Consider the following 26,582-nt stretch of genomic DNA (forward strand, 5'->3'; position numbering starts at 1 on the left):
GCCCGGGCGAGCCCGCACCACCCCGCTTCGCCTCCGCCCCCGATGCCATGGCCTGGTACGACGCCGAGCGCGAGAACCTCACCGCGGTGTTGAACTGCGCCGCCCGCACCGGACGCCACGACCTCGCGCTGCGACTACCCGTCACGCTGCTGGGCTGCTACCAGCTGCGCAAGGACTGGACCCGCTGGCGTGCCGGGTACGAGACCGGACTGGACAGCGCGCGCGAGGTCGGCGACCGCACCGCGCAAGGCCGCCTCTACAACGGCCTCGGCCTGGCGCTGTTCGACCTGCGAGAGTACGCGGAGGCGATCGACGTCTACGGCGCCGCCCTCGCGCTGGCCGAGGAAGTCGGCAGCCGCCAACAGGTGGCATCGATCCTCGGGAACATCGGCGACTGCCACTGCCGGCTCGGCGACTTCGCCACCGCCGAGACCGTGATCCGCCGGAGCCTGCACATCTTCCGCGAAGTCGGCGACCCCCAGAACCTGGCCTCCTCGCTCTGCAACTACGGCGTCCTCCTCCACGAGGCCAAACGCCTTCCCGAGGCGCACGACACCCACACCGAAGCCTGGGCCGCCGCCCGCCAGGCAGGCAACCGCCGCTACGAGGCGATCATCGCCTTCAACCGCGCCGAGGTCTGCATGGACCTGGAACGCCCCACCGACGCCGAGGCCGACTACCGGCTGGCCCTCACCGCCGCCCGCGAGGCAGGCGACCGCCCCACCGAGGCCGAGGCGCTACGGGCCCTGGCACGGCCGCTGCGGGCCCTGGGACGCGGGGATGAGGCGCGGGCCGTGCTGGGGGCCGCGGTGGCGGTCTTCGAGGCGCTGGGGTCGCCTGAGGCGGCGGTCACGCGGGAGCTGTTGGCTTCGCTGGCAAGTGTTACTTGATAGCAGAGGTCACATTCGGCCCAGGATCCGGGATCCGGGATCGGGATCGGGATCGGGATCGGGATCGGGATCGGGATCGGGATCGGGATCCTCATGAATGACCATGCTCGTGCGCGGGCTCCAGCGGAGGACTCCCGATCGGCAGGCAAGTACTGCACTGGGCTTCCTCCGCGTGATGCTCCGGCGTGGACCGGGTCGCCTCGTCCCGTACCCCGAACCAAGCGATGACCCCCGTCACCGCGAACAGCACCGCCGCCAACACCATCGCCTTGGCGAAGGCCGGCTCCAGCTTCGCCGGATCCGCGTACCCGTCACCCTTCAGCCCCACCATCAGCGGGAACGCGGCCACCGCCAGCGCCCCGGCGGCGCGCGCCACCGCGTTGTTCACACCGCTGGCGATGCCGGCGCGGTCGGTGGTCGTCGAGTTCAGGACGGTCACCGTCACCGGGACCGCGATCATCACCATGCCGAGGGAGAACACGATCAGCGCCGGGAGGATGCGGGCCCAGTAGTTCGGGTGGTGCCCGGAGGTGGACAGGATCAGCACGCCGATCGCGGTGAGGGCACCGCCGGCGGTCATCAGGCGGCGGGCGCCGAGTTTGGTGGTGAGGCCGCCGACGCGGGAGGACAGGGTCATCATGACGATCGTGGTCGGCAGGGAGGCCAGCCCGGCTTGCAGGGGCTTGTAGCCGCCGACCACCTGCAGGTACGTGGCGAAGAAGAAGAACAGCGCGCCGAGTGCCCCGTACGCCGTCAGCGTCAGGGCGTTGGCGGCGCTGAACTCCCGCGAGCTGAACAGCGACAGCGGCATCATCGGGGCCGGGCTGCGCCGCTCCACCAGGACGAACGCCACCAGGGCCGCGATGCCCGCCACGGCGGTGGCGATCACGCTCGCCGAGCCCAGGCCCTTGGCCCCGGCCTCGACCAGGGCGTAGGTGACACCTGCCAGCCCCAGGGCGCCGAGCACCGCGCCGGGGATGTCGAAGTGGCCGATGACGAGCTCGCGCGACTCCGGCACGTAGCGCAGCGCGATGGCCACCACGGCCACGGCCAGCGGCAGGTTGATCAGGAAGATCCAGCGCCAGCTGGCGTACTCGATGAGCCAGCCGCCGACCAGCGGGCCGGCGGCGCCGGCGATGCTGGCCAGCCCGGACCAGGCGCCGACGGCCTTGGCGCGGTCGTCCGGGTGGAAGACGGACTGGATCAGCGCCAGCGCCCCCGGCGTCAGCAGTGCGCTGCCGACGCCCTGGACGGCGCGGAAGGTGATCAGGAAGCCCAGGTTCGGGGACAGGCCGCAGGCCAGGGAGGCCAGGGCGAACCAGACCACGCCGATCAGGAAGACCTTGCGGCGGCCGAAGCGGTCGCCCAGGGAGCCGCCGACGAGCACGAACGCGGCCAGGGTGAGCGTGTAGCCGGTGACGGTCCACTGCAGCCCGGCCAGCGTCGCCCCGAACTGGTGGCCGATCCGGGGCAGCGCGATGTTGACCACCGTGCCGTCCAGGAACGCCATCGCCGAGCCCAGAATCGTGGTGGCCAGCACGCCGCGGCCGATCGGGGTGCCCAGCCGGACGCTGCCGGCCTCGGCGGAGGCGCCAGGGGTCACAGCTCACTCACCATGCGCCCATCGTGTCACGCGCCCGGGGCGACCGCACCCGAGCAACGGCTGGGATGGCAGGGCCGTGACACGCGCCATGTCAAAGCCCGACGCGGCCGGTCCAGGCGACCGGATTCGAACCGGCGTCCTCCGCATTTGAAATGCGGTGTGACTCCCTCTGCACTACGCCTGGCGGGCCCGGGCGGCCGGATTCGAACCGGCGTCCTCCGCCCTGCGAAGACGGTGTGACTGCCTCTGCACTACACCCGGGATGAGCAGGTGGCCCGGACAACCGGAGCCGAAACCGGCGTCCTCCCGGTTTCGGCAGACCGGGCGCGAGTACGTCCGCGCCACGTTCGAGCCGGGTCGAGCTTGTCCGATCCGGACCCGGCCGCGCAAGCGCCGGACGCGGCGGTCGCAAAGGCGGGCAGAGCGACCGGCCTCGAATATCAGCATCCTGATCGATAACCCGCCGCATGCTCCCGGATCAGCTCCGTATAGGGCCAGGGCTCGATCAGCGGCGCCCCGAGCTCGATCTCCGAACCCGCCGAGCCCACGGTCACCGGCAGCTCCTCGGCCGCGGCCAGGATCGGCGCCACCGACCCGGTGGACATCGACTCCCGGACCGGCTCCGCCATCCGCGCCAGCGAGCCGGTCCGCTCCTGCTCCAGCGCCCACACCGGCTCCGGCCCGGCGGTGCCGGCCACGGTCGCGTACCCGGCCCAGCGCAACGCGCGCCCCCGCACCTTGTCGTTGACCCGCCGCAGAACCCAGTGCACCAGCTGCGGATCCCGGGAAACCAGCAGCGGCGCCAGCACCTGGACATCCTCGTCGTGCGACTCCAGCCGGGAGACGAACCTCAGCCGGAACCCGCCGGCCGCCTCCGCCAACCGGACACAAGCTATGCGCAGCTCGCGATCCGCACCCTGGGCGAAGTACGCCTGCTCCAGCGCCCCGACATCGGTCCGGTCCCGCAACACGCTCTGCCGGAGCACCGCCATCTCATAAGCCGGGTTCCGAAACAGCGCCTCGGACATGGCGTCCGTGCCCTGCGGGCCGAACACGTAGTCGACGAACTTCGGGTGCAACGGACCGCGATCCAGCATCCGCGCCAGAATCCCTTGCGCCGCCTCGTCCGTGCCGCACGTGTCGAGGAACGCCTCCACGATCCCCGGCGGCGCCATCGCCAGCAATACCGCCGACGCGTCCACCCCGCGCGGCCAGCGCGGAGCCCGCCCCGCCCACAGCGAAGGATCGGCGGACGCGGGTTTGGCAACCGAATCGATCAGCTCAGCGGCCGAGCCCCGATAGGCACCGGCCCGCGCTGTCAACGCCGGCCACGCGTCCGTGTCGTCCCCGACCCACCGCTCCAAAAGCGCCGCGACCTCCGCGAGCAGCCGTCGGCGCCAGGGCTCGAAGTCGTGCCGGGTGACGTCCAGACCGCGGTGAGCGCGCCCGCCGAGGTAGCGCTCCGTCAGCCCGTCGAGCGGCACCAGCAGGCCCAGCAGTTCCACGGCCGGGCGGGTACGCGCCACCGCTTCGGCGGCGGTCAGCTCACCGGTCATCAAGGCGGTGATCAGCGCGCCGCGCTCGCGGAAGTGGGTGCTCGCGTCGGTCATGCGCTCATCATCGTGGAACGCGCTGTGGGCCGGCCCGGGTTTTCCCGAGCCGGCCCACCGGGACACCGCGCGCTTATCAGCCCTCGATGTTGCTCATCACGTGCTTGATCCGGGTGTAGTCCTCGAACCCGTAGGTCGACAGGTCCTTGCCGTACCCGGAGTGCTTGAACCCGCCGTGCGGCATCTCGGCGACCAGCGGGATGTGGGTGTTGATCCACACGCAGCCGAAGTCCAGGGTCTTGGCCGCGCGCATCGCCTTGCCGTGGTCCTTGGTCCACACCGACGACGCCAGCGCGAACTCCACGTCGTTGGCCCAGGTCAGCGCCTGCTCCTCGCCGGAGAACCGCTGCACGGTGATCACCGGGCCGAAGACCTCGTTCTGGATGATCTCGTCGTCCTGCTTCAGGCCGGAGACCACGGTGGGGGCGAAGAAGTACCCCTTGTCCCCGACTCGCGTGCCGCCGGTCTCGACCTTGGCGTGCGCCGGGAGCCGGTCGATGAAGCCGGTGACGTGCCGCAGCTGGTTGGCGTTGTTCAGCGGGCCGTAGAGCACGTCCTCGTCGTCCGGGCTCCCGGTCTTGGTGGCGGCGGCGGCCTCGGTCAGCTTGGCCACGAAGGCGTCGTGCACCGAGTCCTCGACCAGCACGCGGGTGGCGGCGGTGCAGTCCTGGCCGGCGTTGAAGAACCCGGCGACCGAGATGCCCTCGACCGCGGCGTCCAGGTCGGCGTCGGCGTAGACGATGACCGGGGCCTTGCCGCCGAGCTCCAGGTGCACCCGCTTGACGTCGGCGGCGGCCGTGGCCGCGACCTCCATGCCGGCCCGCACCGAGCCGGTGATCGAGGCCATCGCCGGGGTCTTGTGCTCGACCATCGCCCGGCCGGTGTCCCGGTCGCCGCAGATCACGTTGAACACCCCGGCCGGCAGGATCTCGCCGATGATCTCGGCCATCAGCAGCGTGGACATCGGCGTGGTGTCCGAGGGCTTGAGCACCACGGTGTTGCCGGCGGCGATGGCCGGGGCGAACTTCCACACCGCCATCATCGCCGGGTAGTTCCACGGCGCGACCTGCGCGCACACCCCGACCGGCTCGCGCCGGATCCAGGAGGAGTGCCCGGCCATGTACTCGCCGGAGGCAGTGCCCTCCAGCATCCGCGCGGCACCGGCGAAGAACCGGATCTGGTCCACCATCGGCGGCAGTTCCTCAGAGGCGGTCAGGCCCAGCGGCTTGCCCGTGTTCTGCGACTCCACCGCGACGATCTCCTCGGCCCGGGCCTCGATCGCGTCGGCCACCTTCAGCAGCAGCCGCTGCCGCTCCGAGGGCGTGGTGTCGCGCCAGCCCGGGAACGCCTCGGCGGCGGCCCGCATCGCGGTGTCGACGTCCTCTGTTTCCGAGACCGGTGCGTTCGCGATCACCTGCTCGGTGACCGGGTCGATGATCGGGCTGGTCTTGCCGGACACGGTGTCGACCGGCTTGCCGCCTACATAGTTGCGGAGCTGGCGTGCTTCCACAGTGTTCGTCTCCTCTTGGATCAGGGCCGGTCTGGACAAGACCAGCCTACACAGTCGCGTCGACAGTGACGATGGATTCAGTGCTTAAAAACGCCCTCACATACGGATTCCATCGATGAAGCCTTGCCAAGATACCGTTCCCGTTGTCACAATCCCTTCGTGACCGACAGGACGAACGACAGGGCGAGCGGCGCAGCCGGGGGCTACCACTTGGACCCCCTGTCCAAGGCCATCATCGAACAGCTCCAGCAGGACGGACGGCGCGCCTACGCGACGATCGGCCGCGCGGTGGGCCTGAGCGAGGCGGCGGTGCGCCAGCGGGTGCAGAAGCTGACCGACGCCGGCGTGATGCAGATCGTGGCCGTCACCGACCCGCTGACGGTCGGCTTCCACCGCCAGGCGATGATCGGCATCCGCGCCGAGGGCGATCTGGAGCCGGTGGCCGACGCGCTGGCCGAGATGGCCGAGGTCGACTACGTGGTGATGACCGCCGGGTCCTTCGACCTGCTGGTCGAGGTGGTCTGCGCGGACGACGACCACCTCCTGGAGATCATCAACAAGCGGATCCGAGCCCTCCCGCAGGTCCGGTCGACCGAATCTTTCGTCTACCTGAAGCTTCGCAAACAAACGTACACCTGGGGCGCTCTGTAACGGCAAGAACGGCGCCCGTGGCGGCTCCGCCCCGAACGATCCACTCCTTGACGCGAGGAAGAGCAATGAGCACCGACAGCCTGGACAAATCGGCCTACGACCATCTCTGGATGCACTTCACCCGGATGTCCGGGTACCGGGACAGCCCCGTACCGACCATCGTCCGGGGCGAGGGCGCGCGGATCTACGACAAGAACGGCAAGAGCTACCTGGACGGCCTGGCCGGCCTGTTCGTCGTGCAGGCCGGGCACGGCCGGGTGGAACTCGCCGAGGCCGCCTACAAGCAGGCGCAGGAGCTGGCGTTCTTCCCGCTGTGGAGCTACGCGCACCCGCAGGCGATCGAGCTGGCCGACCGGCTGGCCCACTACGCCCCCGGGGACCTGAACAAGGTCTTCTTCACCACCGGCGGCGGCGAGGCCGTGGAGACCGCGTGGAAGCTGGCCAAGCAGTACTTCAAGCTGGTCGGCCAGCCGATGAAGCACAAGGTGATCTCCCGCAACATCGCCTACCACGGCACCCCGCACGGCGCGCTGTCCATCACCGGCATCCCGGACGCCAAGAAGTACTTCGAGCCGCTGGTCCCCGGCGCGCACAAGGTGCCGAACACCAACTACTACCGCGCGGACGAGATCACCGGCGTCCCGGGCATGAGTGAGGAGGACTTCGGGATCTGGTGCGCCAACCAGGTCGAGAACATGATCCTCACCGAGGGCCCGGAGACGGTCGCGGCGGTGTTCGTCGAGCCGGTGCAGAACTCCGGCGGCTGCTTCCCGCCGCCGCCCGGGTACTTCCGGCGCCTGCGCGAGATCTGCGACCAGTACGACGTCCTGATGGTCTCCGACGAGGTGATCTGCGCGTTCGGCCGGCTGGGCACGATGTTCGCCTGCGACAAGTTCGACTACATCCCGGACATCATCACCTGCGCCAAGGGCATGACCTCCGGCTACTCCCCGATCGGCGCGACCATCGTGTCCGACCGCATCGCGGCGCCCTTCTACGAGGGCACCAACTACTTCCCGCACGGCTACACCTTCGGCGGTCACCCGGTCTCCTCGGCGGTCGCCGTGGCCAACCTGGACCTGTTCGAGCGCGAGGGCCTGAACCAGCACGTGCTGGACAACGAAGGTGCCTTCCGCGCGACCCTGGAGAAGCTGACCGACCTGCCGATCGTCGGCGACGTCCGGGGCGACGGCTACTTCTACGGCATCGAGCTGGTCAAGGACAAGGCCACCAAGGCCACGTTCGACGACGACGAGTCCGAGCGCCTGCTGCGCGGCTTCCTGTCCAAGGCGCTGTTCGACGCCGGCCTCTACTGCCGCGCCGACGACCGGGGCGACCCGGTGGTGCAGCTGGCCCCGCCGCTGATCGTCGGGCAGGCCGAGTTCGATGAGATCGAGCAGACCCTGCGCTCGGTCCTGACCGAGGCCTGGACCCGGCTGTAGACGAGAACCTGGCGCCTCCGGAACCTTTCTCCGGAGGCGCTTTTCTCTCCTTTTGAATGGTCTGATAACGATGAACTCCCCCGCCGCCGAGCCCCTGGGCTCCACTCCCCGAACCCGAGTCCGCCGGCTGCCCGAGAAGGCGGCCACCGACCGCGCCGCCCTGCACGCGGTCCTCGACGCCGGCCTCGTCGCGCACGTCGCGGTCACCGACAACAGCGGTCCGAACGGCGCGGCGCAGCCTTACATCCTGCCGGTCGCCTATGCCCGCGACGGCGAGCGGGTGCTGTTCCACGGCTCGACCGGCTCGCGGCTGTTCCGCGCGCTGGCCGACGGCGCGCCGACGTGTCTGACCGTGACGCTGCTGGACGGGCTGGTCGTGGCCCGCTCGGCGTTCGAGTCGTCGATGAACTATCGGGGCGCGATGGTCCTGGGCACGTGCCGGATGCTGCCCGAGGCCGAGAAAGAAGCGGCGCTGGAGCGGATCACCGAGCACCTGATGCCGGGCCGCTGGCAGGACCTGCGCGCGCCGAAGCGCAAGGAACTGGCCGCGACCGTGGTGTTGGCGCTGCCGCTGACCGAGGCTTCGGTGAAGATCTCCACCGGCGATCCCGACGATGATCCGGATGACCTGGCCTCGCCGGTGTGGGCCGGTGTCGTGCCGCTGCACGAGGCCTACTGCGACCCGAAGCCGGCGGCGAACCTGGCGCCGGGGATCGATGTGCCCGACTATCTGCGGGGGTGGCGGCGATGAGCGCGGTCGACGGCGACTTGTCGTTGTGGCTGGACCAGGTGGCGAGCACCGGTTCCGGGTCGAGCCGGCGTGCACTGGAAGCCGACATCGATGCCGACATCGCGATCGTCGGCGCCGGGTTCACCGGTCTGTGGACCGCCTACTACTTGGCCGAGGCCGATCCCTCGCTGCGCATCGTCGTGCTGGAGCGCGAGTTCGCCGGATTCGGCGCCTCCGGGCGCAACGGCGGCTGGTGCTCGTCCCTGTTCCCGTCCTCGCTGCCGAAGGTGGAGCGGGTCGGCGGCGGCCGGGAACGCGCGATCGCCTTGCAGCGCACGCTGAACGCCACCGTCGACGAGGTCGGGCGGGTGGTCGCGGCCGAGGGGATCGACTGCCACTTCGTGAAGAGCGGCACCGTGGTCCTGGCCCGCACACCGCTCCAGTTGGAGCGCGCGAAGGCCTCGGTCGACGAGGAGCGCTCGTATGGCTTCGGCGAGGAGGACGTCAGGCTGCTGACGGCGGCCGAGGCCTCGGCGATGGTCAACGCGACGGACGTCCTCGGCGGCACGTTCACCCCGCACTGCGCGGTGATCCAGCCGGCGATGCTGGTGCGCGGCCTGGCCGAGGCGGTCGAGCGGCGCGGCGTCACGATCTACGAGGGCACGGCGGTCAGGGCGATCCGGGACGGCGTGGTGCAGACCGCGCACGGTCCGCGTGTCCGGGCCGGCAAGGTGGTGCGCGCGACCGAGGGCTACACGCCGTCCATCGCCGGCTTCACCCGCGATATCGCTCCGGTCTACTCGCTGATGGTCGCCACCGAACCGCTGCCGGACGCGGCCTGGGAGCAGATCGGACTGGCCGGGCGGCAGACGTTCTCCGACTTCCGGCACCTGATCATCTACGGCCAGCGCACCGCCGACGGCCGGCTGGCGTTCGGCGGACGCGGCGCGCCCTACCACTTCGGTTCCCGGATCGAGCCCGGCTTCGACCGCGACGACCAGGTCCACGTCGAGCTCCGCCGCACCCTGCGCGAGCTGTTCCCGGTGCTGGCGGACGCGAAGTTCACGCACCGCTGGGGCGGCGCGCTGGGCGTGCCGCGCGACTGGTTCGCCTCGGTCGGCTACGACCGGGACCGGCGCCTGGGCTGGGCCGGCGGCTACGTCGGCGACGGCGTCGGGGCCACCAACCTGGCCGGCCGCACCCTGGCCGAGCTGCTGACCGGCCGGGACAGCGAGCTGACCCGGCTGCCGTGGGTGAACCACCGCTCGCCGCGCTGGGAACCGGAGCCGCTGCGCTGGCTGGGCGCGAACATCGGGCTGCGGACGATGAGCGCGGCCGACGCCGAGGAGGAGCGGACCGGGAAGCCGTCGCGGCGGGCGAAGGTGTTCGGACGCTTCCTCGGGCACTGAGCCACTGCCGCGTAGGCCGGCTTGCTCGCCTCAGGCCGTCGTCCCGGACGCCTTCCCTCCCGCGTCCGGGACGACCGATCCGGCCCGCGCCTACTTCGTACAGGTCAGGCTGAGAACCGGACCGCCGCCGTCGGTGGGTATCCGGACCGTGAGCTTGGTGTCCGAGAGCGTCCCCTTGATCTCGGCCTGCTGCGAAGAGTCGGTCGCCAAACTCACGGAGATGTCGAACGAGCCGGTTCCGGACGGCAGGTGCGTCGCCTTCATGTCGTAGGTGGGATTAGTGGGATCGTTCACCGTCACGCTGCTGCCGTTCTGCGTCCAGGTGCCGCTCGAGGTCCCCGCGTTCCAGGTGCCGTCGCCGACGGTGAACCCGATCGAGGACCCGATCGGGCCCGCGTCTTCGGCCGCGGGTATCTGACAGGTCCACGTCCCCTTCAGGACCCCGGCCAGATCGCCGCTGCCGCCGCCGAGCCCGACCCCCAGCCCGATGCCGCCGCCGACCACGACCACGACCGCCGCCACGATCGCCAGCATGCCGTTGGTGGTCTTGAAGAACACGGCAGCCCCGCCGCCGGCCCCTGCGCCGACCGCGCCGGTCTGCGCCACCGCCGCGGCGTTCCGCAGCTGCTGCTCGAAGCCCGGGTTCGCGGCCACCGCGGCCGCGATCAGCTGGACCAACTCGGCGCGCGCCGCGGGATCGCCGCTGTTCATGTAGCCGGCCAGCCGCGGGTCGCCGCCGAGACCGGCGAAGGCCGCCTCGTAGAAGCCGTTCCCGGTAGGCAGCTGTCCGAGCCGGAGCTGATCGAGCCCTGACACGACCCATTCCGCGAATTCCATGCCCCGCCCCCCTGTTCCTCGAATTCTCCGGGCACTCCCCTACCCGGATCGAATCACTGGCGAGGATGTCACGCCCCGGCCGGCGTGCGAAGACCCTTCCGAATCTTTGGGACGCCGCCGGACCCGCCGCGAACCGACGACGCCCGGGGACCTGTCTCGAACCGTCGACGCCCGGGGCCCACCTCAGACCACGAAGGCTTGACCGGCCTCTTCGAACGCGAGGTCAAGGACCCCCGCCGGGTCCGCGCGGCCGTCGGTGTCGGCCCAGTACTGCATGGCGCCGGCGAACGCGAGCAGCCCGAGGCCGGCGGCGAAGTGGTCGCGCGGGACCGGGGTGTCGCGGCCGGCCCGGCGGGCCAGGACCAAGGCCAGATCGTCGCGCAACAAGTCCAGGCGCTCGGCGAAGCGGGCCCGCAGCGCGGGGACCCGCTGGGTGTGCCGGATCAGGGCCACCGACTTCTCGCGGTCCTGGGCGAAGTCCTCGACGGTGACCATCTTGACCGCCTCGCGGATCGCCACCGCGGGCGACTCGTCCGCGGGCCGGGCCTCGACCTCGGAGAGGATGCCCTCGGAGACCACGACCACCGAGGAGATGACCACGTCCTCCTTGGACGCGAAGTAGCGGAAGAACGTGCGGCGGCTGACGCCCGCGGCGGCGGCCAGCTCGTCGACCGTCGTCGCCTCGAAGCCCTGTTTGGCCAGCAGCCGCAGGGCGGCGTCGGCCAGCTCGTCCCGGACCAGCTGGCGTTTGCGCTCGGCCAGGGTCAGGCCGGGTTGTTCCGTTCTGCGCCGCACGTCCCCACCGTACCAGTAGATCAGCGCCTGCGCGCCATGATTGACACTGAGTGCCATCTGCGGCATCGTGTGTTTCACGGCCGGAGCCGGCAGACGCGCTATTCACCAGGAGGACGTCATGAGCACGAAGTGGACCGCCGAGGCGATCCCGACCCTGTCCGGACGCACGTTCGTGGTCACCGGCGCGAACAGCGGCCTGGGCTTGGAGACCACGCGCTTGCTGACCGGGCACGGGGCCCATGTGGTGATGACCGCGCGCGACCGGATCAAGGGCGAGGCGGCGGCGGCCCGGATCGGGCAGGACGTGCCGGGCGCCTCGCTGGAGTTGAGGATCCTGGACCTGGCCGACCTGGACTCGGTGCGGGCCTTCGCCGCCGGGTTGCACGACGACAAGGTCGGGGTGGACGTGCTGATCAACAACGCCGGGGTGATGATGACGCCGCCGCGGAAGACGAAGCAGGGCTTCGAGATGCAGTTCGGCACCAACCACCTCGGACACTTCGCGTTGACCGGGCTGCTGCTGGACCTGCTCGCGGAGCGGGACGACCCGCGGGTGGTGACCGTCTCCTCGACCCTGCACAAGCAGGGACGCATGGACTTCGACGACCTGATGCGGACCAAGCGCTACCAGCCCACCCAGGCCTACGCGCAGTCCAAACTGGCGAACCTGCTGTTCGGCCTGGAACTCCAGCGCCGGCTCAGCGCCGCCGGCTCGCCGGTGCGCTCGCTGATGGCGCACCCCGGCTATTCCAGGACGAACCTGCAGTTCGCCGGGCCGACCGGGTTGCGCAAGGCCGCCATGTACATCGCCAACCCGCTGTTCGCGCAGAGCCCGACCATCGGCGTGCTGCCCCAGGTACGGGCCGCCGTCGCCCCGGACGTGGTGGGCGGCCAGTACTACGGCTGCCCGAAGCTGATGGAGAACCGGGGCTATCCGGAACTGGTGCAGCCGAGCCGGCGGGCCCAGGACGCAGAGGCGGCGGCGCGGTTGTGGACGGAGTCGGAGAAGCTGACCGGGGTCGAGTACTCCTTCTGAGCGCTGATTCACTGCTGAGGGCCCGGACTTCCCGGCTCTCAGCACCGAATTGCCCGCCTGAGCACTGATTCCCCGCTGTTCGACGGTAGTCGGCGATACCTCCCCGGATGCCGGGCGGGGTCGCACATCCGGCGCAACGTTGGTTAGGCCGTTGCGCTCTTCAGGGCACACGGGTGCTCGTGAGCATCCCGTCCGACAACCCGATCCTGATGGCCCGCGACTTCGGGCCCGACGCGGTCTGCCTCGCTGTCGGCGAAGGCGAGATCGTGGCCCTCGGCGGCAGCTGCGACGAGGCGTTCCTGCGCGCACTGTCCGGCGCCGACCCGGCCTGGCCGGGCGGACTGTGGCTCAAGGGCGAGCCGCTGCACACGCTGCGGCCCGCGGCCCGGCTGCGCTTCGCCCACGCACAGTGCGCCGTCGCCCCGCGCGTCGGCAAGCTGCTGCCGGAACTCACGGTCCTGGAGAACACGGCCCTGCCGTTGATCCTGACCGGCCTCGGCCGCCAAGAGGCCCGGCGGCGCGCGGTGCGCTGGCTGGAGCGCCTGGACGCGGTCGGCTGCGCCGAATGGCGCGTCGCCGAGCTGACCCCGGCCGAGACCCGCCGCGTGGCCCTGGCCCGCGCGCTGGTCCTGGACCCGGCGGTGCTGCTGGCCGAGGACCCGACCGAGGGGCTGAGCCCGGCCGAACGCTTCCACCTGCTGCGGATCCTGCGCGCGGCGTGCGGCACGCACGGGCTGACCATCGTGGTCGCCAGCGACGACGCGGACGTGATCGGGTGGGCGGACCGGCGGATCGAGGTGAAGGTGGCCGCGGCCGCGCCGGCGGCCGAAGCAGCACCCGAACCCGCCGACGTACCGGTCGCGGCGCCGATCACCGACCCGGCCGCGATGATCAACCACCCGGCGCGCAGCATCCCGCACCGGATCGGCCGGCACGCGCGCGGCGAGCACCGGTTCTCGGCGGTCGGATCCGGAGCGGAGCGCGGACGATGAGCACCCTGGCCTCCACCACCCCGCTCGCCCGCTTCGATTACCGCCTGCGGGTCGCGGCCTCGCTGCTGCGCGCCGCACCGCGCGCCGAGCACGTGCTCGTCGGCGGCATGGCCGTGGCATCGGCGGCGGCAGCGTGGCCCTTCGCCGGGCCGCTGTATCCGGCGGTGGCCATCCCGGCGCTGCTGGCGCTGGCCGCGCTGATCCGGCACCACCTCGACGGTCTGGACGCCCGGCGCGACGCGCTCACCGCGGCCGGTGCCGATCCGGCCGACACGCTGGTCATCCAGATCGCCGGTCCGCTGGCGGCCACCGGCGTCGGAGCAGTGCTCGGCGGCGCGGCGGCGACCGCGCTCGGCCGGTCCTCGGCCCCCGCGCTCCTGCCGCTCCTCACCGCTGTGGTCGCCGCGCTCCTCATCCGCCGCAGCTGGCTCGGCGCCCCCGCGCTCGCCACCGGTGCGGTGGTCGCGCTGGTCACCGCCGCGCTGGTGCGGGTGTCCACGTCGGCCGCCGCGCCGGTCGCCGAGGCCCGCTCGCGCGCCGCCGTCGGGCCGCTCCCGCACGCCGCCTCGGCCTCGGCCTCGGCCCTCGGCACCGCCTGGCCGACCGCGCTGGCGGCCGTCCTCGCGCTCAGCGCGGTGCAGCTGGCCATCGCTCGGCGGCGGCAGATCCGCGGGCTGGTCCGGGCCCTGACCGCCGCGGCCGCGCGCCGCATGATCGCGAGGAGCAGCGCATGATCCAGGCCGTCGGCCTCACCAAGCGCTACGGCGACAAGCTCGCCGTCGACCACGCCGACTTCGTCGTCGAGGCCGGGACCGTGACCGGGTTCCTCGGCCCGAACGGCGCCGGCAAGTCCACCACGATGCGCATGATCCTGGGGCTGGACCATCCCAGCGACGGCGGCGTGACCGTCGACGGCAAGCCGTACCGGAACCTGCCGGTGCCGCTGCGCGAGGTCGGCGCGCTGCTGGACGCCAAGTCCGTGCACGGCGGCCGCACCGCCTACAACCACCTGGCGTGCCTGGCCAGGTCCAACGGCATCCCGATGCGGCGGGTGGACGAGGTGATCGGCCTGGTCGGGCTGGAGCAGGTGGCGAAGAAGCGCTCGAAGAACTTCTCCCTGGGCATGGGCCAGCGCCTGGGCATCGCCGCCGCGCTGCTCGGCGACCCGGGCACGCTGCTGTTCGACGAGCCGGTCAACGGCCTGGACCCCGAGGGCATCCTGTGGGTCCGCAACCTGATGAAGTCGCTGGCCGCGCAGGGCCGCACGGTCTTCGTCTCCAGCCACCTGATGAGCGAGATGGCGCTGACCGCGGACCGGGTGATCGTCATCGGCCGCGGCCAGATCAAGGCCGACACCACGATGCGCGAGTTCATCGCGCAGAACGCGACCACGCACGTCCGGGTCCGCTCCCCGCACATCGGCAAGCTGCGGGAGCTGATGGCCGGCAAGGGCTGGCGCACCGAGGCCCTGCCCGACGACGACGGCGCGGTGGAGGTCTTCGACGTGGCCTCCGAGGCGGTCGGCGACCTGGCCGGCCAGAACGGGCTGTGGCTGCACGAGCTGGCGGTGATCCAGCCGTCCCTGGAGGAGGCGTTCATGAGCATGACCGCGGACAGCGTCGAGTACCACGCCGGGGTGCCCGGCATGGAACCCGGCCAGATCCTGGGGCAGCCGGGACTGGGACCGGATCAGCCGGTGTGGCAAGGACAGGGCGGCGGCCAGAGCCAGGCACCCGGCGGCACTAGCAGCAGCACTGGCAGCAGCACTGGCAGCGGGGAGGCTCGGCGATGACCGCCACTCCCGTCGCCGCCGGCCGCCCCGGCACCGGACCCGGCCCGGCCATCACCGGCCGCGCCGGCTTCGCCGACGTCATCTCCAGCGAGTGGATGAAGATCCGCACCGTCCGCTCCACCTTCTGGACCCTGATCGCGCTGTTCGCCGGCTCCTCGGTCATCAGCCTCCTGATCACCCTGGCCGCCGCGAACTCCTACGCCAAGGACCTGGCCGAGGGCAAGCCGGACTCGGCCGACATCGTGCTGGCCGGCCTGGCCTTCGTCGGCCAGATCGCGGCCTACGTCCTGGGCGTGATGACGATCAGCGCCGAGTACTCCACCGGCGGCATCCGCACCACCTTGACCGCCATGCCGCGCCGGGTGGAGATCCTGGTGGCCAAGGCGATCCTGCTGGCCGTGATCGTCTTCGTCATCGGCCTGGTCACCGCCTTCGTGTGCTTCTACCTCGGCAACATCCCACTGCACGCCAAGCACGTCGGCATCAACCTGTCCTACCCCGGCGCCACCCGCGCGGTCTTCGGCAGCGCGCTCTACCTCGCCGGCCTCTCGATGTTCGGCCTGGCCCTGGGCTTCCTCCTGCGGCACACCGCCGGCGCCATCACCATCGGGCTGGCACTGATCTTCATCATCGGCAACCTGTTCACCCTGATCCCCGGCTCGGTCGGCCACTGGCTGTACAAGGTGATGCCGGGCAACGCCGGCGGCCAGGTCACCTCGTTCGGCGAGACGGGCCGCAACCCGGACAAGGCGTTCGCGCCGTGGACCGGGTTCACGGTGTTCCTCATCGAGGTCGTGGTGCTGCTGATCGTCGGGGCGATCCTGTTCGAGCGGCGGGACGCGTAGGTCGGTTCCACACTGGGCTTACAGCTCAAGGCCCAAGGCCCAAGGCCTATGGCAGGCCGTAGACGGCAGCCTGGCAACGGGTGACCGTCGGCTCGTCGATCTGGTCCAGCACCGCTTCGGCCAGATCGGCGTAGGACAGCGATGCCGTGGCCGCGGGGTCGTGGACGTCGTCCCCGAGGCGGTAGCGGCCGGTCGACGGCGCGTCCGGAGCCAACCGCGGCGGCGGGGTGAGGACGAGCCAGTCGACGTCCGCATCATGGTCGGCCCACGCGTTCAAGCCACGCAGCCGGGCCACGGCGAACGGCCGCAGGAACGCGGGGAACGCCACCTCGTCCTGGAACAGCCGGACGTCACCGGTCCGCAGCATCGCGAACAGGCCGATCTCGACCACCCGGCATCGCCGCAGCCCGGCGGCCCGACTGAGGTTCTCGACAAGACCGACGTAGTAGTCAGCGTCGAAGTCATCGAACGTCTCGGGCGGGGCGGTGAACGGGGTCACGGCGTTCACGACCGCCGCGACGTCCCCCGACACCCCGGAGACCACGGCCGCGACGCTGTCCGCGTCGGTGAGGTCCCCGGCGACGACCGTCATCCCCGTATCGAGCGCGTCGAGCCCCGGGTACTTGGCCGGATCGCGGACGACGCCGACCGCGCGGTGACCGCGCCGCAGCGCCTCCTGCGCGATCGCCCGGCCGGCCCGGCCCCCGGCACCGAAAACGATGATCGAGCTGTTCTTCCGATCGTTGGCCATGGATCGGACGCTACCGGAATCACGCCGTCGCCAGGCCGTGTGCCCCGACCCGCGGCGCGATCAGCGCGGTGGCCCCGGCGGCCGCGGCCAGGATGGCGAAGATCAGGATGTACATGCCGTGGTTGGTGGGCCCGGCGTGGTGCAGCGCGTGGAAGACGGCACCGGTGCCGCCGGTGAGGGCGACGGCGGCGAGGCTGTCGCAGATCTGCATCGCCGAGGAGTTGGTCCCCTGGCTCTCCTTCGGCGAGTAGCGGAGCAGCAGCAGGTTCAGGGTCTGGAAGACCAGGCTCATCCCCAAGCCGCCGATCACCATGCCGACCGCGACGATCACCGCCGGGGCCGGCAGGACCACCGCCGAGCCGGTCACCACGATCGAGGCGATCGTCACCAGCGGGCCGATCCGGACCATCGTCTCCCGCGAGAACGGCAGCCGGCCGCGGCTCGCGAGCTGCGCCGCCGCGGCCCAGCTCACCGTCTCGCCGACCAGCGTCAGACCGGCGATCGTCGGAGACAGGCCCCGATCGGTCTCCAGCATCGTGGTGATGTAGTTCTCGGATCCGAAGAAGGCGGCGCCGATCACACCGTGCATGACGATGACCGCCGGCAGGCCGCGCCCGACCCGCAAGGTCCCGCGCGGCAACAGCTTCGGGACGCTCGGCACCAACAGCGCGATGCCGCCGAGCGCCAACACGATCCCCACGACCGTGAAGTCCTGCCCCGCGTACTGCAGAGCCCCGGCTCCGACCGCCGCGATGACCGCGAGCTGCACGCGCCGCCAAGGCCCGCTGCCCGCCGCCGCCCGGCTGTCCGGCCCCGAAGCCGCAGGGCCTGCGCGCATCCCCCGCAACGGCCCGGCCGTCAGCGCCACCGGCAACGGCACCAGCAGCGCCACACCGAGGAACACCCACCGCCAAGACACGTCCTCGGTCAGGATTCCGGCGACCAGCGGCCCGATCACCGAAGGCATCACCCACAGCGCGGCCATCATCGCCAGCGCCGAGGCCCGCAGCCGCTCCGGATACCCGCGGCCGATGATGACGTACAGCGACACCATCACCAGCCCGGCGCCGAACCCCTGTAACGCGCGCCCGGCGACCAACTGCGCCATCGCGTCCGCGGTCCCGGCGACCAACAGCCCGATGCCGAAGACCGCCGTGCCGCCGAGGAAGGGCAGCGCCGGCCCGGCCCGGTCCGCCCGCACCCCGCTCACCACCATCCCGACCAGGCTGGCCGTGGTGAACGCGGTGAAACACAAGGAGAGATACGCCGTCCCGTGCACGGCCGCGACGGCCACCGGCAGCGCCGTGAACACCGCCAGCCCCTCGAACGCGGTCAGCAGAACCGACGACGCCAGGCCGAGCGTGATGGCCAGATACCGGGGGGAGAAGAGGGAATCCTGCTTGGACGCCGAGAACCCGCCTTCGGCTGTCGCGGCTGTGGCAGACATCACCCCAGGGTAGGGAAGGTCAACCCGCTAAGTCGGGTCCGCGCTCCGCCGGGGCGACCACCTCGACCTCGAACCCCGCGGTGTCCGCGAGGTAGGCCGCGTAGTGCTCCGCTCCCCCGGCGTGCGGATAGGAGTCAGCGAACAGATGTTGCCAGCCGTTCGCGGGTCCAGCTGCCTGGATCCGGTCCACGGTCCCCCGATCCGGCGCGTGCACGGCCAGATGGTTCAGACCGGCCCGCAGCCGGTCGTAGGGCAGCCCGGGACGCACCGCCGAGGACTGTTCGACCACCAGATACATGTCGCCTATCCGCCAACTGCGCCCCGCCGGCCAGTTCTGGTAGAGCTCCCAGCCGAGCTCACCGAGCAGCCAGCTCCAGGACGGCTCGACCAGCGCCAGGTCCGCCACCCAGAGCTCGACGTGATGGAATCCGGTCGGCGGCATGAGCCCTCCCCGTTGGTGCGGTTTCCCCTGGTGGGGCGGCTTACAAGGCCTAAGAGCACGGTTCCCTGGCGCAGGTCCCTACTTCACCGCCGCGGCGAGCTGGCCGCAAGCCCCGTCGATGTCGCGGCCGCGGGTGTCGCGCACCGTGACCGGCACGCCCCACTCCTGCAGCCGGCGTACGAACTCGGCCTCGTCCTGCGGCCGCGACGCGGTCCACTTCGAGCCCGGCGTCGGGTTCAGCGGGATCAGGTTCACGTGCACCAGCTTGTTGCGCAGCATCCGGCCCAGCCGGTCGGCGCGCCAGGCCTGGTCGTTGATGTCCTTGATGAGCGCGTACTCGATCGAGACCCGGCGCTTGGTGACGGCCGCGTAGCGCCAGGCCGCGTCCAGGACCTCGGACACCTTCCAGCGGGTGTTCACCGGGACCAGGGTGTCGCGCAGCTCGTCGTCCGGGGCGTGCAGGGAGACGGCCAGCGTCACCGGGATGCCCTCGTTCGTCAGCTTCTCCATGGCCGGGACCAGGCCGACCGTGGAGACCGTGATGTGCCGCGCGGACAGCCCCAGGCCGTCCGGTACCGGCTCGGTCAGCCGCCGGACCGCGCCGATCACGGCCTTGTAGTTGGCCAGCGGCTCGCCCATGCCCATGAACACGACGTTGGAGACCCGGCCCGGGCCGCCGGGAACCTCGCCGCGCGCCATGGTCCGGGCCCCGGCCACCACCTGCTCGACGATCTCGCCGGTGGACATGTTCCGGGTCAGACCGGCCTGGCCGGTGGCGCAGAACGGGCAGTTCATCCCGCAGCCGGCCTGCGAGGACACACACATCGTGGTGCGGTCGCGGTAACGCATCAGCACCGACTCGACGGTCGCGCCGTCGAACAGCCGCCACAGGGTCTTGCGGGTGGTGCCGGCATCGGCCGTCTGCTCGTTGATCGGGGTGAGCAGCTTCGGCGTCAGGACGCCGGCCAGCTCCTCGCGCTTGGCGGCCGGGATGTCGGTCCACTGGGCCGGGTCGTCGGCGAGGTGCCCGAAGTAGTGCTGGGAGACCTGGGCGGCCCGGAACCCCTGGTGCCCCAGCTCGGCCAGCGCCTTCTTGCGCTCCGGCGCGCTGAGGTCGGCCAGGTGGCGCGGCGGCTTGGCCCGGCGCGGCGCGCTGAAGGTCAGCTCGCCGGGGCGCGGCGGCTGCGACGCGATCTCGACATCGACGGCGGGCGTTTCAGGGGCTTCAGACGCTGTGTCCGACTGGGGGGAAACCATAGTGTTACTAGTTTCCCACGGCCGCGTGACCGCTCCGCGCATCCAGATCCCCGATGGTCACGTTCAGCCACTCCAGTTCGGTGCGACTGGTCACACGCGCGATCCGCAGCAGGCCCTGGCGGAAGGGATCGTCGACGTCCTCGGCGCTCAGCGGGCGGCCGTCCCGGTAGAAGAAGCTCGCCGGAGTGGTCAGGAACGCCAGGCGGCGCCGCAGGACCGCGGCCTGGGCCGCCGGGTCGTCATCGAGGTGGCGCAGGAAGGCCAGCAGGCAGAACCAGTGGTTCTCATCGGTGATGAAGACCTCCGTGGGCTCGCGCAGCAGGAGTCGCACCTTCTCGCGGCCGGCGGGGGTCAGCTCCAGCATGAACCGGGGCGCGGCACCCGATCCGGCCTCCTGCTTCTTCAGTACCAGGCCGCCGTCGACCAGGCGCTTGATCGCCGGGTAGAGCGTGCCGTCGGCGATCGGACGGACGTGGCCGGTCAGGGCGGCCAGGTGCTTGCGCAGGTCGTAGCCGTACTGACGGGCCTCGAACAGGAAGCCGAGGATGGCGAACTCCAACACGGGTTGAGCATACCTCGGCACCGATGTATGGTCCTCGATGCCGATATACCTCGGCACCGATGTATCTCGTGAGCGAGGCACATAGACGAGAGGGTATCCACGATGACGCTACGAACCGCCGAAGTCCGCCCCGACGGCTCCGCGATCCGCTGGACCGAGCTCCCCGGCGCCAACCCGCCCCGCGTCTACCTCCACGGCCTCGGCGGCAGCTCGACACACTGCTTCGCCGAGGTCGCGACCAGCGACGGCCTGCGCGGACGGCGCTCGCTATTACTGGACCTGCTCGGGTACGGCATCAGCGATCGCCCTGTAGACGCCGACTACACGGTCGAGGATCACGCCGACTGGGTCGCCGCCGCGTTGCGCACCGCCGGAGTGTCCGGCGCGCAGGTACTCGCCCACAGCATGGGCGGCGCCATCGCGACCCTCCTCGCTCTCAGACACCCAGACCTGGTAGCGAGCCTGGTCCTGATCGACTCGAACCTCGATCCGGCGCCGGAGATACCGCAGCCGGGTTCCTCGCAGATCGCGCGGTACGGCGAAACGGTGTTCCTGCATGGGGGCGGCTATGAGGAGGCTCTGCAGCGGGTGAACCCGGAGTGGCGCGCGACGATGCGGCTGGCCGGTCCGGTGGCGCTGTACCGCAGCGCGGCCAGTCTGGCGCGGTTCGAGGGGCGCGCGGTGCTGAAGTCCCTCGACATCCCGCGGACCTACCTCTATCCGGCCTTTGACGGTCCGCTAGAGGGTGCGGACGCACTGATCGCCGCCGGAGTCCGGGTCGTGGCTTTGCCGGACTGCGGGCACAACATCACGTTGGACAATCCGAGCGGTTTTGTGCAGGCCGTTCTCGCGGCTGAGGCGGCTACAGGCGCTTCCGCAGGTACCGAGACGCGCGCCGCTTAACTGAATTCAGCTCTAATAGCGAACGGCTCTGTGCGATTCCCCTATAGGGATATCGCGCAGGGCCTTTATCCGTCCTCTGACTTCCAGCGTCCTACTTCGAGCGGGCTACTTCCAGCCGAGGAACAGACTCAGCAACAGCCACGCCACCGGCACCGTGGCCAGCATCGAGTCCAGCCGGTCCATGATGCCGCCGTGCCCGGGCAGCAGGTTGCCCATGTCCTTGATGCCGAGGTCGCGCTTGATCACCGACTCGATCAGGTCGCCGAGCGTGGCCGCGGCCACCCCGGCCAGGCCGAGAAGCACGCCCTGCCAGACCTTGCCGTGCAGCAGCTGGGTGATGACCACGGCGCCGACCGCGGCGGTCACGATCAGCGAGCCGACCAGGCCCTCCCAGGTCTTGCCGGGCGAGATCTTCGGCGCCAGCTTGTGCTTGCCGAAGAAGACGCCGGTCGCGTAGCCGCCGGTGTCGTTGGCGATCGGCAGGGTCAGGAACAGGATCACCCGCTTGTAGCCGTTCTCCTGGGCCAGCATCAGGACCGCGAAGGAGGCCAGCATCGGGACGTAGACCAGGGTGAACAGGCCCGCGGTGGCGTCGCGCAGGAAGCCCTCCGCGCCTTCGGCCATCCGCCAGACCAGCACCGCCAGCGCGGTCATCGCCAGGACCGCGACCATCGCGGTCGGACCGCCGAACCAGGAGCCGATGATCATGCCCAGGCCGCCGAGGGCGATCGGCGGCCACGGGACGCGCACGTCCCGGGTGGCCATCGCCTGCGCGAGCTCGCGGACGCCTATCACCACGGCGATGGCGACGACCACCGCGAACCCGCCGCGGACGAACAGGGAGCCGAGGAGTACCGCGCCCAGACCGACGCCCACGCCGAGAGCGGCCGGCAGGTTGCGGCCGGCGCGACCGGCAGGCTTGCTGGGGGCGTTGCCGGGACTTCCACTGCCGGCGTTGCCGCCGCCCGCGCCTCGGGCGCCGGAACCGGAGTGCCCGCCACCGCCGTTGCCGCCACCGGCACCATTGCCCGGACCGGGACCGCCGGGCCCTGGACCGCCCGGACCCGGACCGCCGGAGCCGCGCGCGCCGGAGCGTCCGCCGCCGCCACCCGGCCCGTCGCCGGGGACCTGCGCCTCACCGCGCCTGGTCTGCGTGGATGCCATGGGCCCGCACCATCCCCTACTCGCCCGTCGTGAACTCCGCCGTCCTCCCCGCGTGAACTCGGTGAGAAAACGTGACGGACCGGCAGCGATCATATCCGCCGGTCCGTACTCTGCCGTCGTCGGTGGCCTGCCTGCCGCGCGGGCCGGGCCCGAAGGCCTCAGACCTCCAGCAGCTCGGATTCCTTGTGCTTGAGCAGATCGTCGATCTGACCGGTGTGCTTCTGCGTCAGGTCGTCCAGCTGCTTCTCGGCGCGGCGCACGTCGTCCTCGCCGGCGTTGCCGTCCTTGGACAGCTTGTCCAGGGTCTCCTTGGAGTGCCGGCGGATGTTGCGGATCGAGATCTTGGCGTCCTCGCCCTTGGCCCGCGCGACCTTGATGTACTCCTTGCGGCGCTCCTCGGTCAGCTGCGGGAACACCACCCGGATCACCACGCCGTCCGAGGACGGGTTCACGCCCAGGTCGCTGTCCCGGATCGAGCGCTCGATCGCGCCCAGCGCCGTCTTGTCATACGGCGAGATGACCACCATGCGCGCGTCCTGGACCTGGAACGAGGCCATCTGGCTCAGCGGCGTCGGGGTGCCGTAGTAGTCGGCGGTCAGCTTGCTGAACATCGCCGGGTTGGCGCGGCCGGTTCGGACCCCCGACAGATCCTCCTTGGCGACCTCGACGGCCTTGTCCATCTTCTCCTCTGCCTCGAGGAGGGTCTCATCGATCACTTGGGGGCTCCCTAGAAGTCTTCGCGCTCTGCTGTGTCCACGACAAAGCTCAAGCGCAGCTTAGTGCGTTCGCGGCGGGTCGCACCGGCACGATGCGCAAGCCGATCAGTGCGCCGGGCCGATGACGGTCCCCAGCTTCTCGCCGCGGATCGCACGGGCGATATTGCCCGGCTGCAGGCCGAACACCACGATCGGCATGCCGTTGTCGCGGCACAAGGACACCGAGGTGGCGTCCGCGATCTTCAGGTTCCGGGCCAGGAACTCGTCGTAGGACAGCGTGTCGTACTTGACCGCGTCCGGGTTCTTGTTCGGGTCGGAGTCGTACACGCCGTCGGTGCCCTGCTTGGCCATCAGGATGCTCTCGGCGTGGATCTCCAGCGCGCGCTGCGCGGCGGTGGTGTCCGTGGAGAAGAAGGGCATACCGGCGCCGGCCCCGAAGATCACCACGCGGCCCTTCTCCAGGTGCCGGATCGCGCGCCGCGGGATGTAGGGCTCGGCGACCTGGCTCATGGTGATCGCGCTCTGCACCCGGGTGGGGATGCCGACCTTCTCCAGGAAGTCCTGAAGGGCCAGGCAGTTCATCACCGTGCCGAGCATGCCCATGTAGTCCCCGCGGGAACGGTCCATCCCGTGCTGGGACAGCTCGGCGCCGCGGAAGAAGTTGCCGCCGCCGACCACCACCGCGACCTCGACCCCGCCCTCGGCGACGACGTCCGCGATCTCCCGGGCGATGCTCTTGACGACCTCGGGGTCCACCCCGATCTGCCCGCCGCCGAACACCTCGCCGGAGAGCTTGAGCAGAACCCTGCGGTTCTTCTCAGTACGCGAAGGAACCGCCGCCGTGTCGGTTTCCTTATTGGTTTCCTTCACAGCAGCGGCTCCTTCGACGTAGCTATTCGGTGCTCTTTAGTTTTTCAGATCTGGTCAGCTACCGACACGGAAGCGCGCGAAACGCTTAAGCGAAACGCCGGCCTCGTCGAGAATCTTCTTGACGGTCTTCTTCGGGTCCTTGGCGAACGGCTGCTCGAGCACGACGTTCTCCTTGAAGAAGCCGTTCACCCGGCCCTCGACGATCTTCGGCAGCGCGGCCTCCGGCTTGCCCTCCTCGCGGGAGGTCTCCTCGGCCAGGCGCCGCTCGTTCTCCACGACGTCGGCCGGGACCTCGTCGCGGGTCAGGTAGGAGGGGGAGAACGCGGCGATGTGCTGCGCGATGTCCTTGGCGACCTCGGCGTTCTCCTTGTCCAGCTCGACCAGGACGCCGATCTGGGCCGGGATGTCCGGGGAGGTCTTGTGCAGGTAGGAGGCGACGTAGCCGTCGTGGAACTGCGCGAAGCGGCGCAGCTCGATCTTCTCACCCAGAGTGGCGTTGGCCTCGTCCAGGTAGTTCTGCACGGTCTTGCCGGGCTCGAGCTCGCCGGCCAGCAGCGCCGCGACGTCGGCCGGCTTGGCGTTCACCACGTTCGCCAGCACGGTGGCCGCGACGGTCTGGAACGCCTCGCCCTTGGCGACGAAGTCGGTCTCGCAGTTGAGCTCGATCAGGGTGCCGGACACGCCGTCGACCGCCGAGGCGACCAGGCCGTTGGAAGCCGAGCGGCCCTCGCGCTTGGTGACGCCCTTCAGACCCTTGACGCGCAGGAACTCGACAGCCTTGTCGAGGTCGCCGTCGGTCTCCTCCAGCGCCTTCTTACAGTCCATCATGCCGGCCGCCGTCAGCTCGCGGAGCTTCTTGACGTCAGCGGCGGTGTAGTTCGCCATTGTTAGTCGTCCTTAAGGAGTGGATCGGCGAGGATCGGTTTGCGACGCGCCGGACGGGGTCACCGTCCGGCGCACCGCGGAAATCAACCGGTCGGACCGGCTACTCAGGCCTGCTCGCCCTCGGTGGCCGCAACGGCCTCCGCGACGGGGGCGGCCTCGGCAGCGGCCTCCGCGGCCGGGGCCTCGACAACCTCGGTCTCGACAACCGCGGTCTCGACAGCCGGAGTCTCGACAGCCGGCGTGGCAGCCGGGGTCTCGGCAGCCGGTGCGGCGGCCGGGGCCTCGGCGGCAGCGTCGACGGCGGCCGGGGTCGCGGCGTCGGCGGCCTTGGCGTCGTCCACGGCCAGCAGGTCGCGCTCCCAGTCGGCCAGCGGCTCGTCGACGGCCACGGCACCGGCCGCCTCGCCCTCGGCGGCCTTGCTGCCGGCCCGGGACATCAGACCGTCGGCGACGGCGTCGGCCACCACGCGGGTCAGCAGCGCGACCGAGCGGATCGCGTCGTCGTTACCCGGGATCTTGTAGTCGACCTCGTCCGGGTCACAGTTGGTGTCCAGGATCGCCACGACCGGGATGCGCAGCTTGCGCGCCTCGCCGACGGCGATGTGCTCCTTCTTGGTGTCGACGATCCACACCGCGGACGGAACGCGGGACATGTCCCGGATACCGCCCAGAGTGCGCTCCAGCTTCTCCTTCTCGCGACGCTGGACCAGCAGCTCCTTCTTGGTCATACCGGAGCCCGCGACGTCGTCGAAGTCGATCTCCTCCAGCTCACGCAGGCGCTGGATCCGCTTGTAGACGGTGCTGAAGTTGGTCAGCATCCCGCCCAGCCAGCGGTGGTTCACGTACGGCATACCCACGCGGGTCGCCTGCTCGGCGATCGCTTCCTGGGCCTGCTTCTTGGTCCCGATGAACATCACCGTGCCGCCGTGGGCGACGGTCTGCTTCACGAACTCGTAGGCGCGGTCGATGTACGACAGCGACTGCTGCAGGTCGATGATGTAGATGCTGTTGCGCTCCGTAAGGATGAAGCGCTTCATCTTCGGGTTCCACCGCCGGGTCTGGTGCCCGAAGTGCACGCCGCTCTCCAAGAGCTGGCGCATCGTGACGACGGCCATGCCGTGTCCTCCTTGATCGGTTCTCGGTTGTCCCTGGCGCCCGGCGCTCCACATCGAGCGGGTCCAGGACCCGATCGCTGAGCAGACCCGCGACGCTGTACCGCTCACCACGCTTGCGCTGGGAGGGCGGACCGAGGCGCCTCGGGGCCGTCTGGCCTTGCGGTTGGACGGCTGCCGGACACGCGAAGTCAGCCAGAGGGGACTCCGGCTGCTAGCAAGAGTCTACCGGGCCGCGGGGAGGAGTTTTCCCACGCGACCCGGAGCCGAGCGGACACGGTGCGTTTATGGACGCCGGTGGGACTGGCCGGGCTGGCTGACGGGGCGGGCG

The 26,582-nt window shown here is 70.6% G+C and carries 26 protein-coding genes and 1 tRNA gene; 11 read left to right on the plus strand and 16 right to left on the minus strand.

Translation table 11 applies throughout. From position 1 onward, the window contains the following. The coding region (locus tag KGQ19_RS33040) for a tetratricopeptide repeat protein (protein ID WP_212016593.1) at positions 1 to 890 on the plus strand (890 nt) is incomplete at its 5' end. 91 nt (positions 891 to 981) lie between these two features. Here KGQ19_RS33040 and KGQ19_RS33045 read toward each other — a convergent pair. From KGQ19_RS33045 to KGQ19_RS33060, 4 genes are all read right to left on the minus strand, one after another. Continuing rightward, entirely contained in the window at positions 982 to 2,493 is a 1,512-nt protein-coding gene (locus KGQ19_RS33045; protein WP_212016595.1) for a DHA2 family efflux MFS transporter permease subunit, read from the minus strand. Between the two features lie 188 nt (positions 2,494 to 2,681). After that, positions 2,682 to 2,754 (minus strand) — tRNA-Ala (locus KGQ19_RS33050). A gap of 179 nt (positions 2,755 to 2,933) precedes the next feature. Continuing rightward, a complete protein-coding gene (locus KGQ19_RS33055; RefSeq protein ID WP_212016597.1) occupies positions 2,934 to 4,103 on the minus strand; it encodes a hypothetical protein in 1,170 nt (389 codons plus the stop codon). A 76-nt stretch (positions 4,104 to 4,179) separates the two neighbouring features. After that, entirely contained in the window at positions 4,180 to 5,652 is a 1,473-nt protein-coding gene (locus tag KGQ19_RS33060; protein WP_230419825.1) for a gamma-aminobutyraldehyde dehydrogenase, read from the minus strand. Positions 5,653 to 5,772: 120 nt separating this feature from the next. Here KGQ19_RS33060 and KGQ19_RS33065 point away from each other — a divergent pair, with 120 nt between their 5' ends. The 4 genes from KGQ19_RS33065 (at position 5,773) to KGQ19_RS33080 (ending at position 9,845) form a co-directional block, all read left to right on the plus strand. Continuing rightward, positions 5,773 to 6,264 (plus strand): Lrp/AsnC family transcriptional regulator, encoded by a 492-nt coding sequence (locus KGQ19_RS33065; protein ID WP_307856583.1) that lies wholly within the window; start codon positions 5,773 to 5,775, stop codon positions 6,262 to 6,264. A 65-nt stretch (positions 6,265 to 6,329) separates the two neighbouring features. Continuing rightward, a complete protein-coding gene (locus KGQ19_RS33070; protein ID WP_212016599.1) occupies positions 6,330 to 7,706 on the plus strand; it encodes an aspartate aminotransferase family protein in 1,377 nt (458 codons plus the stop codon). Positions 7,707 to 7,776: 70 nt separating this feature from the next. Next, the gene (locus tag KGQ19_RS33075) at positions 7,777 to 8,457 is read left to right on the plus strand and encodes a pyridoxamine 5'-phosphate oxidase family protein (RefSeq protein ID WP_212016601.1); all 681 of its coding nucleotides are present in this window, start codon (positions 7,777 to 7,779) and stop codon (positions 8,455 to 8,457) included. Further along, positions 8,454 to 9,845, plus strand: a complete 1,392-nt coding sequence (locus KGQ19_RS33080; RefSeq protein WP_212016603.1) for an NAD(P)/FAD-dependent oxidoreductase — start codon at positions 8,454 to 8,456, stop codon at positions 9,843 to 9,845. The genes KGQ19_RS33075 and KGQ19_RS33080 overlap by 4 nt, the downstream gene beginning before the upstream one ends. 90 nt (positions 9,846 to 9,935) lie before the next feature. Here KGQ19_RS33080 and KGQ19_RS33085 read toward each other — a convergent pair whose 3' ends face one another. Further along, entirely contained in the window at positions 9,936 to 10,682 is a 747-nt protein-coding gene (locus KGQ19_RS33085; RefSeq protein WP_212016605.1) for a hypothetical protein, read from the minus strand. Between the two features lie 183 nt (positions 10,683 to 10,865). Further along, a complete protein-coding gene (locus KGQ19_RS33090; protein WP_212016608.1) occupies positions 10,866 to 11,534 on the minus strand; it encodes a TetR family transcriptional regulator in 669 nt (222 codons plus the stop codon). A 61-nt stretch (positions 11,535 to 11,595) separates the two neighbouring features. On the opposite strand from KGQ19_RS33090, the gene KGQ19_RS33095 reads away from it, so the two are divergent. From KGQ19_RS33095 to KGQ19_RS33115, 5 genes are all read left to right on the plus strand, one after another. Continuing rightward, a complete protein-coding gene (locus KGQ19_RS33095; protein ID WP_212016610.1) occupies positions 11,596 to 12,513 on the plus strand; it encodes an oxidoreductase in 918 nt (305 codons plus the stop codon). A gap of 179 nt (positions 12,514 to 12,692) precedes the next feature. After that, the gene (locus KGQ19_RS33100) at positions 12,693 to 13,505 is read left to right on the plus strand and encodes an ATP-binding cassette domain-containing protein (RefSeq protein WP_212016612.1); all 813 of its coding nucleotides are present in this window, start codon (positions 12,693 to 12,695) and stop codon (positions 13,503 to 13,505) included. Next, a complete protein-coding gene (locus KGQ19_RS33105) occupies positions 13,502 to 14,239 on the plus strand; it encodes a hypothetical protein (RefSeq protein WP_212016614.1) in 738 nt (245 codons plus the stop codon). Before KGQ19_RS33100 ends, KGQ19_RS33105 begins: the two co-directional genes overlap by 4 nt. After that, positions 14,236 to 15,297, plus strand: a complete 1,062-nt coding sequence (locus tag KGQ19_RS33110; RefSeq protein WP_230419826.1) for an ABC transporter ATP-binding protein — start codon at positions 14,236 to 14,238, stop codon at positions 15,295 to 15,297. The genes KGQ19_RS33105 and KGQ19_RS33110 overlap by 4 nt, the downstream gene beginning before the upstream one ends. Continuing rightward, the gene (locus tag KGQ19_RS33115; protein ID WP_212016616.1) at positions 15,294 to 16,142 is read left to right on the plus strand and encodes an ABC transporter permease subunit; all 849 of its coding nucleotides are present in this window, start codon (positions 15,294 to 15,296) and stop codon (positions 16,140 to 16,142) included. Before KGQ19_RS33110 ends, KGQ19_RS33115 begins: the two co-directional genes overlap by 4 nt. 46 nt (positions 16,143 to 16,188) lie before the next feature. Here the strand turns inward: KGQ19_RS33115 and KGQ19_RS33120 are convergent, their stop codons facing one another. From KGQ19_RS33120 to KGQ19_RS33140, 5 genes are all read right to left on the minus strand, one after another. Next, positions 16,189 to 16,893 carry an NAD(P)-dependent oxidoreductase gene (locus KGQ19_RS33120; RefSeq protein WP_212016618.1) on the minus strand — a complete coding sequence of 235 codons (705 nt, stop codon included), beginning with the start codon at positions 16,891 to 16,893 and terminating at the stop codon, positions 16,189 to 16,191. Positions 16,894 to 16,912: 19 nt separating this feature from the next. Further along, positions 16,913 to 18,340 carry an MFS transporter gene (locus KGQ19_RS33125; protein ID WP_212016620.1) on the minus strand — a complete coding sequence of 476 codons (1,428 nt, stop codon included), beginning with the start codon at positions 18,338 to 18,340 and terminating at the stop codon, positions 16,913 to 16,915. Between the two features lie 19 nt (positions 18,341 to 18,359). After that, positions 18,360 to 18,782 carry a VOC family protein gene (locus tag KGQ19_RS33130; RefSeq protein ID WP_212016622.1) on the minus strand — a complete coding sequence of 141 codons (423 nt, stop codon included), beginning with the start codon at positions 18,780 to 18,782 and terminating at the stop codon, positions 18,360 to 18,362. A gap of 78 nt (positions 18,783 to 18,860) precedes the next feature. Beyond that, positions 18,861 to 20,039, minus strand: coding sequence for a dual-specificity RNA methyltransferase RlmN (gene rlmN, locus KGQ19_RS33135; RefSeq protein ID WP_230419827.1), 1,179 nt, complete (start codon positions 20,037 to 20,039; stop codon positions 18,861 to 18,863). 7 nt (positions 20,040 to 20,046) lie between these two features. Further along, the gene (locus KGQ19_RS33140) at positions 20,047 to 20,601 is read right to left on the minus strand and encodes a PadR family transcriptional regulator (protein ID WP_212016624.1); all 555 of its coding nucleotides are present in this window, start codon (positions 20,599 to 20,601) and stop codon (positions 20,047 to 20,049) included. A gap of 102 nt (positions 20,602 to 20,703) precedes the next feature. On the opposite strand from KGQ19_RS33140, the gene KGQ19_RS33145 reads away from it, so the two are divergent. After that, positions 20,704 to 21,504 carry an alpha/beta fold hydrolase gene (locus KGQ19_RS33145; protein ID WP_212016626.1) on the plus strand — a complete coding sequence of 267 codons (801 nt, stop codon included), beginning with the start codon at positions 20,704 to 20,706 and terminating at the stop codon, positions 21,502 to 21,504. 105 nt (positions 21,505 to 21,609) lie between these two features. Here KGQ19_RS33145 and KGQ19_RS33150 read toward each other — a convergent pair whose 3' ends face one another. From KGQ19_RS33150 to rpsB, 5 genes are all read right to left on the minus strand, one after another. Beyond that, entirely contained in the window at positions 21,610 to 22,668 is a 1,059-nt protein-coding gene (locus KGQ19_RS33150; RefSeq protein ID WP_212016628.1) for a phosphatidate cytidylyltransferase, read from the minus strand. 158 nt (positions 22,669 to 22,826) lie between these two features. After that, a complete protein-coding gene (frr, locus tag KGQ19_RS33155) occupies positions 22,827 to 23,384 on the minus strand; it encodes a ribosome recycling factor (RefSeq protein WP_212016630.1) in 558 nt (185 codons plus the stop codon). A gap of 105 nt (positions 23,385 to 23,489) precedes the next feature. Beyond that, a complete protein-coding gene (gene pyrH / locus KGQ19_RS33160) occupies positions 23,490 to 24,254 on the minus strand; it encodes a UMP kinase (RefSeq protein WP_194896693.1) in 765 nt (254 codons plus the stop codon). 54 nt (positions 24,255 to 24,308) lie between these two features. After that, positions 24,309 to 25,139, minus strand: a complete 831-nt coding sequence (gene tsf, locus KGQ19_RS33165) for a translation elongation factor Ts (RefSeq protein ID WP_212016632.1) — start codon at positions 25,137 to 25,139, stop codon at positions 24,309 to 24,311. Between the two features lie 104 nt (positions 25,140 to 25,243). Next, positions 25,244 to 26,254, minus strand: coding sequence for a 30S ribosomal protein S2 (gene rpsB / locus KGQ19_RS33170; protein WP_230419828.1), 1,011 nt, complete (start codon positions 26,252 to 26,254; stop codon positions 25,244 to 25,246). Between the last annotated feature and the right edge of the window lie 328 nt (positions 26,255 to 26,582).

The sequence above is a fragment of the Catenulispora pinistramenti genome, from assembly GCF_018274385.1.
In the GTDB taxonomy this organism is placed as follows: domain Bacteria; phylum Actinomycetota; class Actinomycetes; order Streptomycetales; family Catenulisporaceae; genus Catenulispora; species Catenulispora pinistramenti.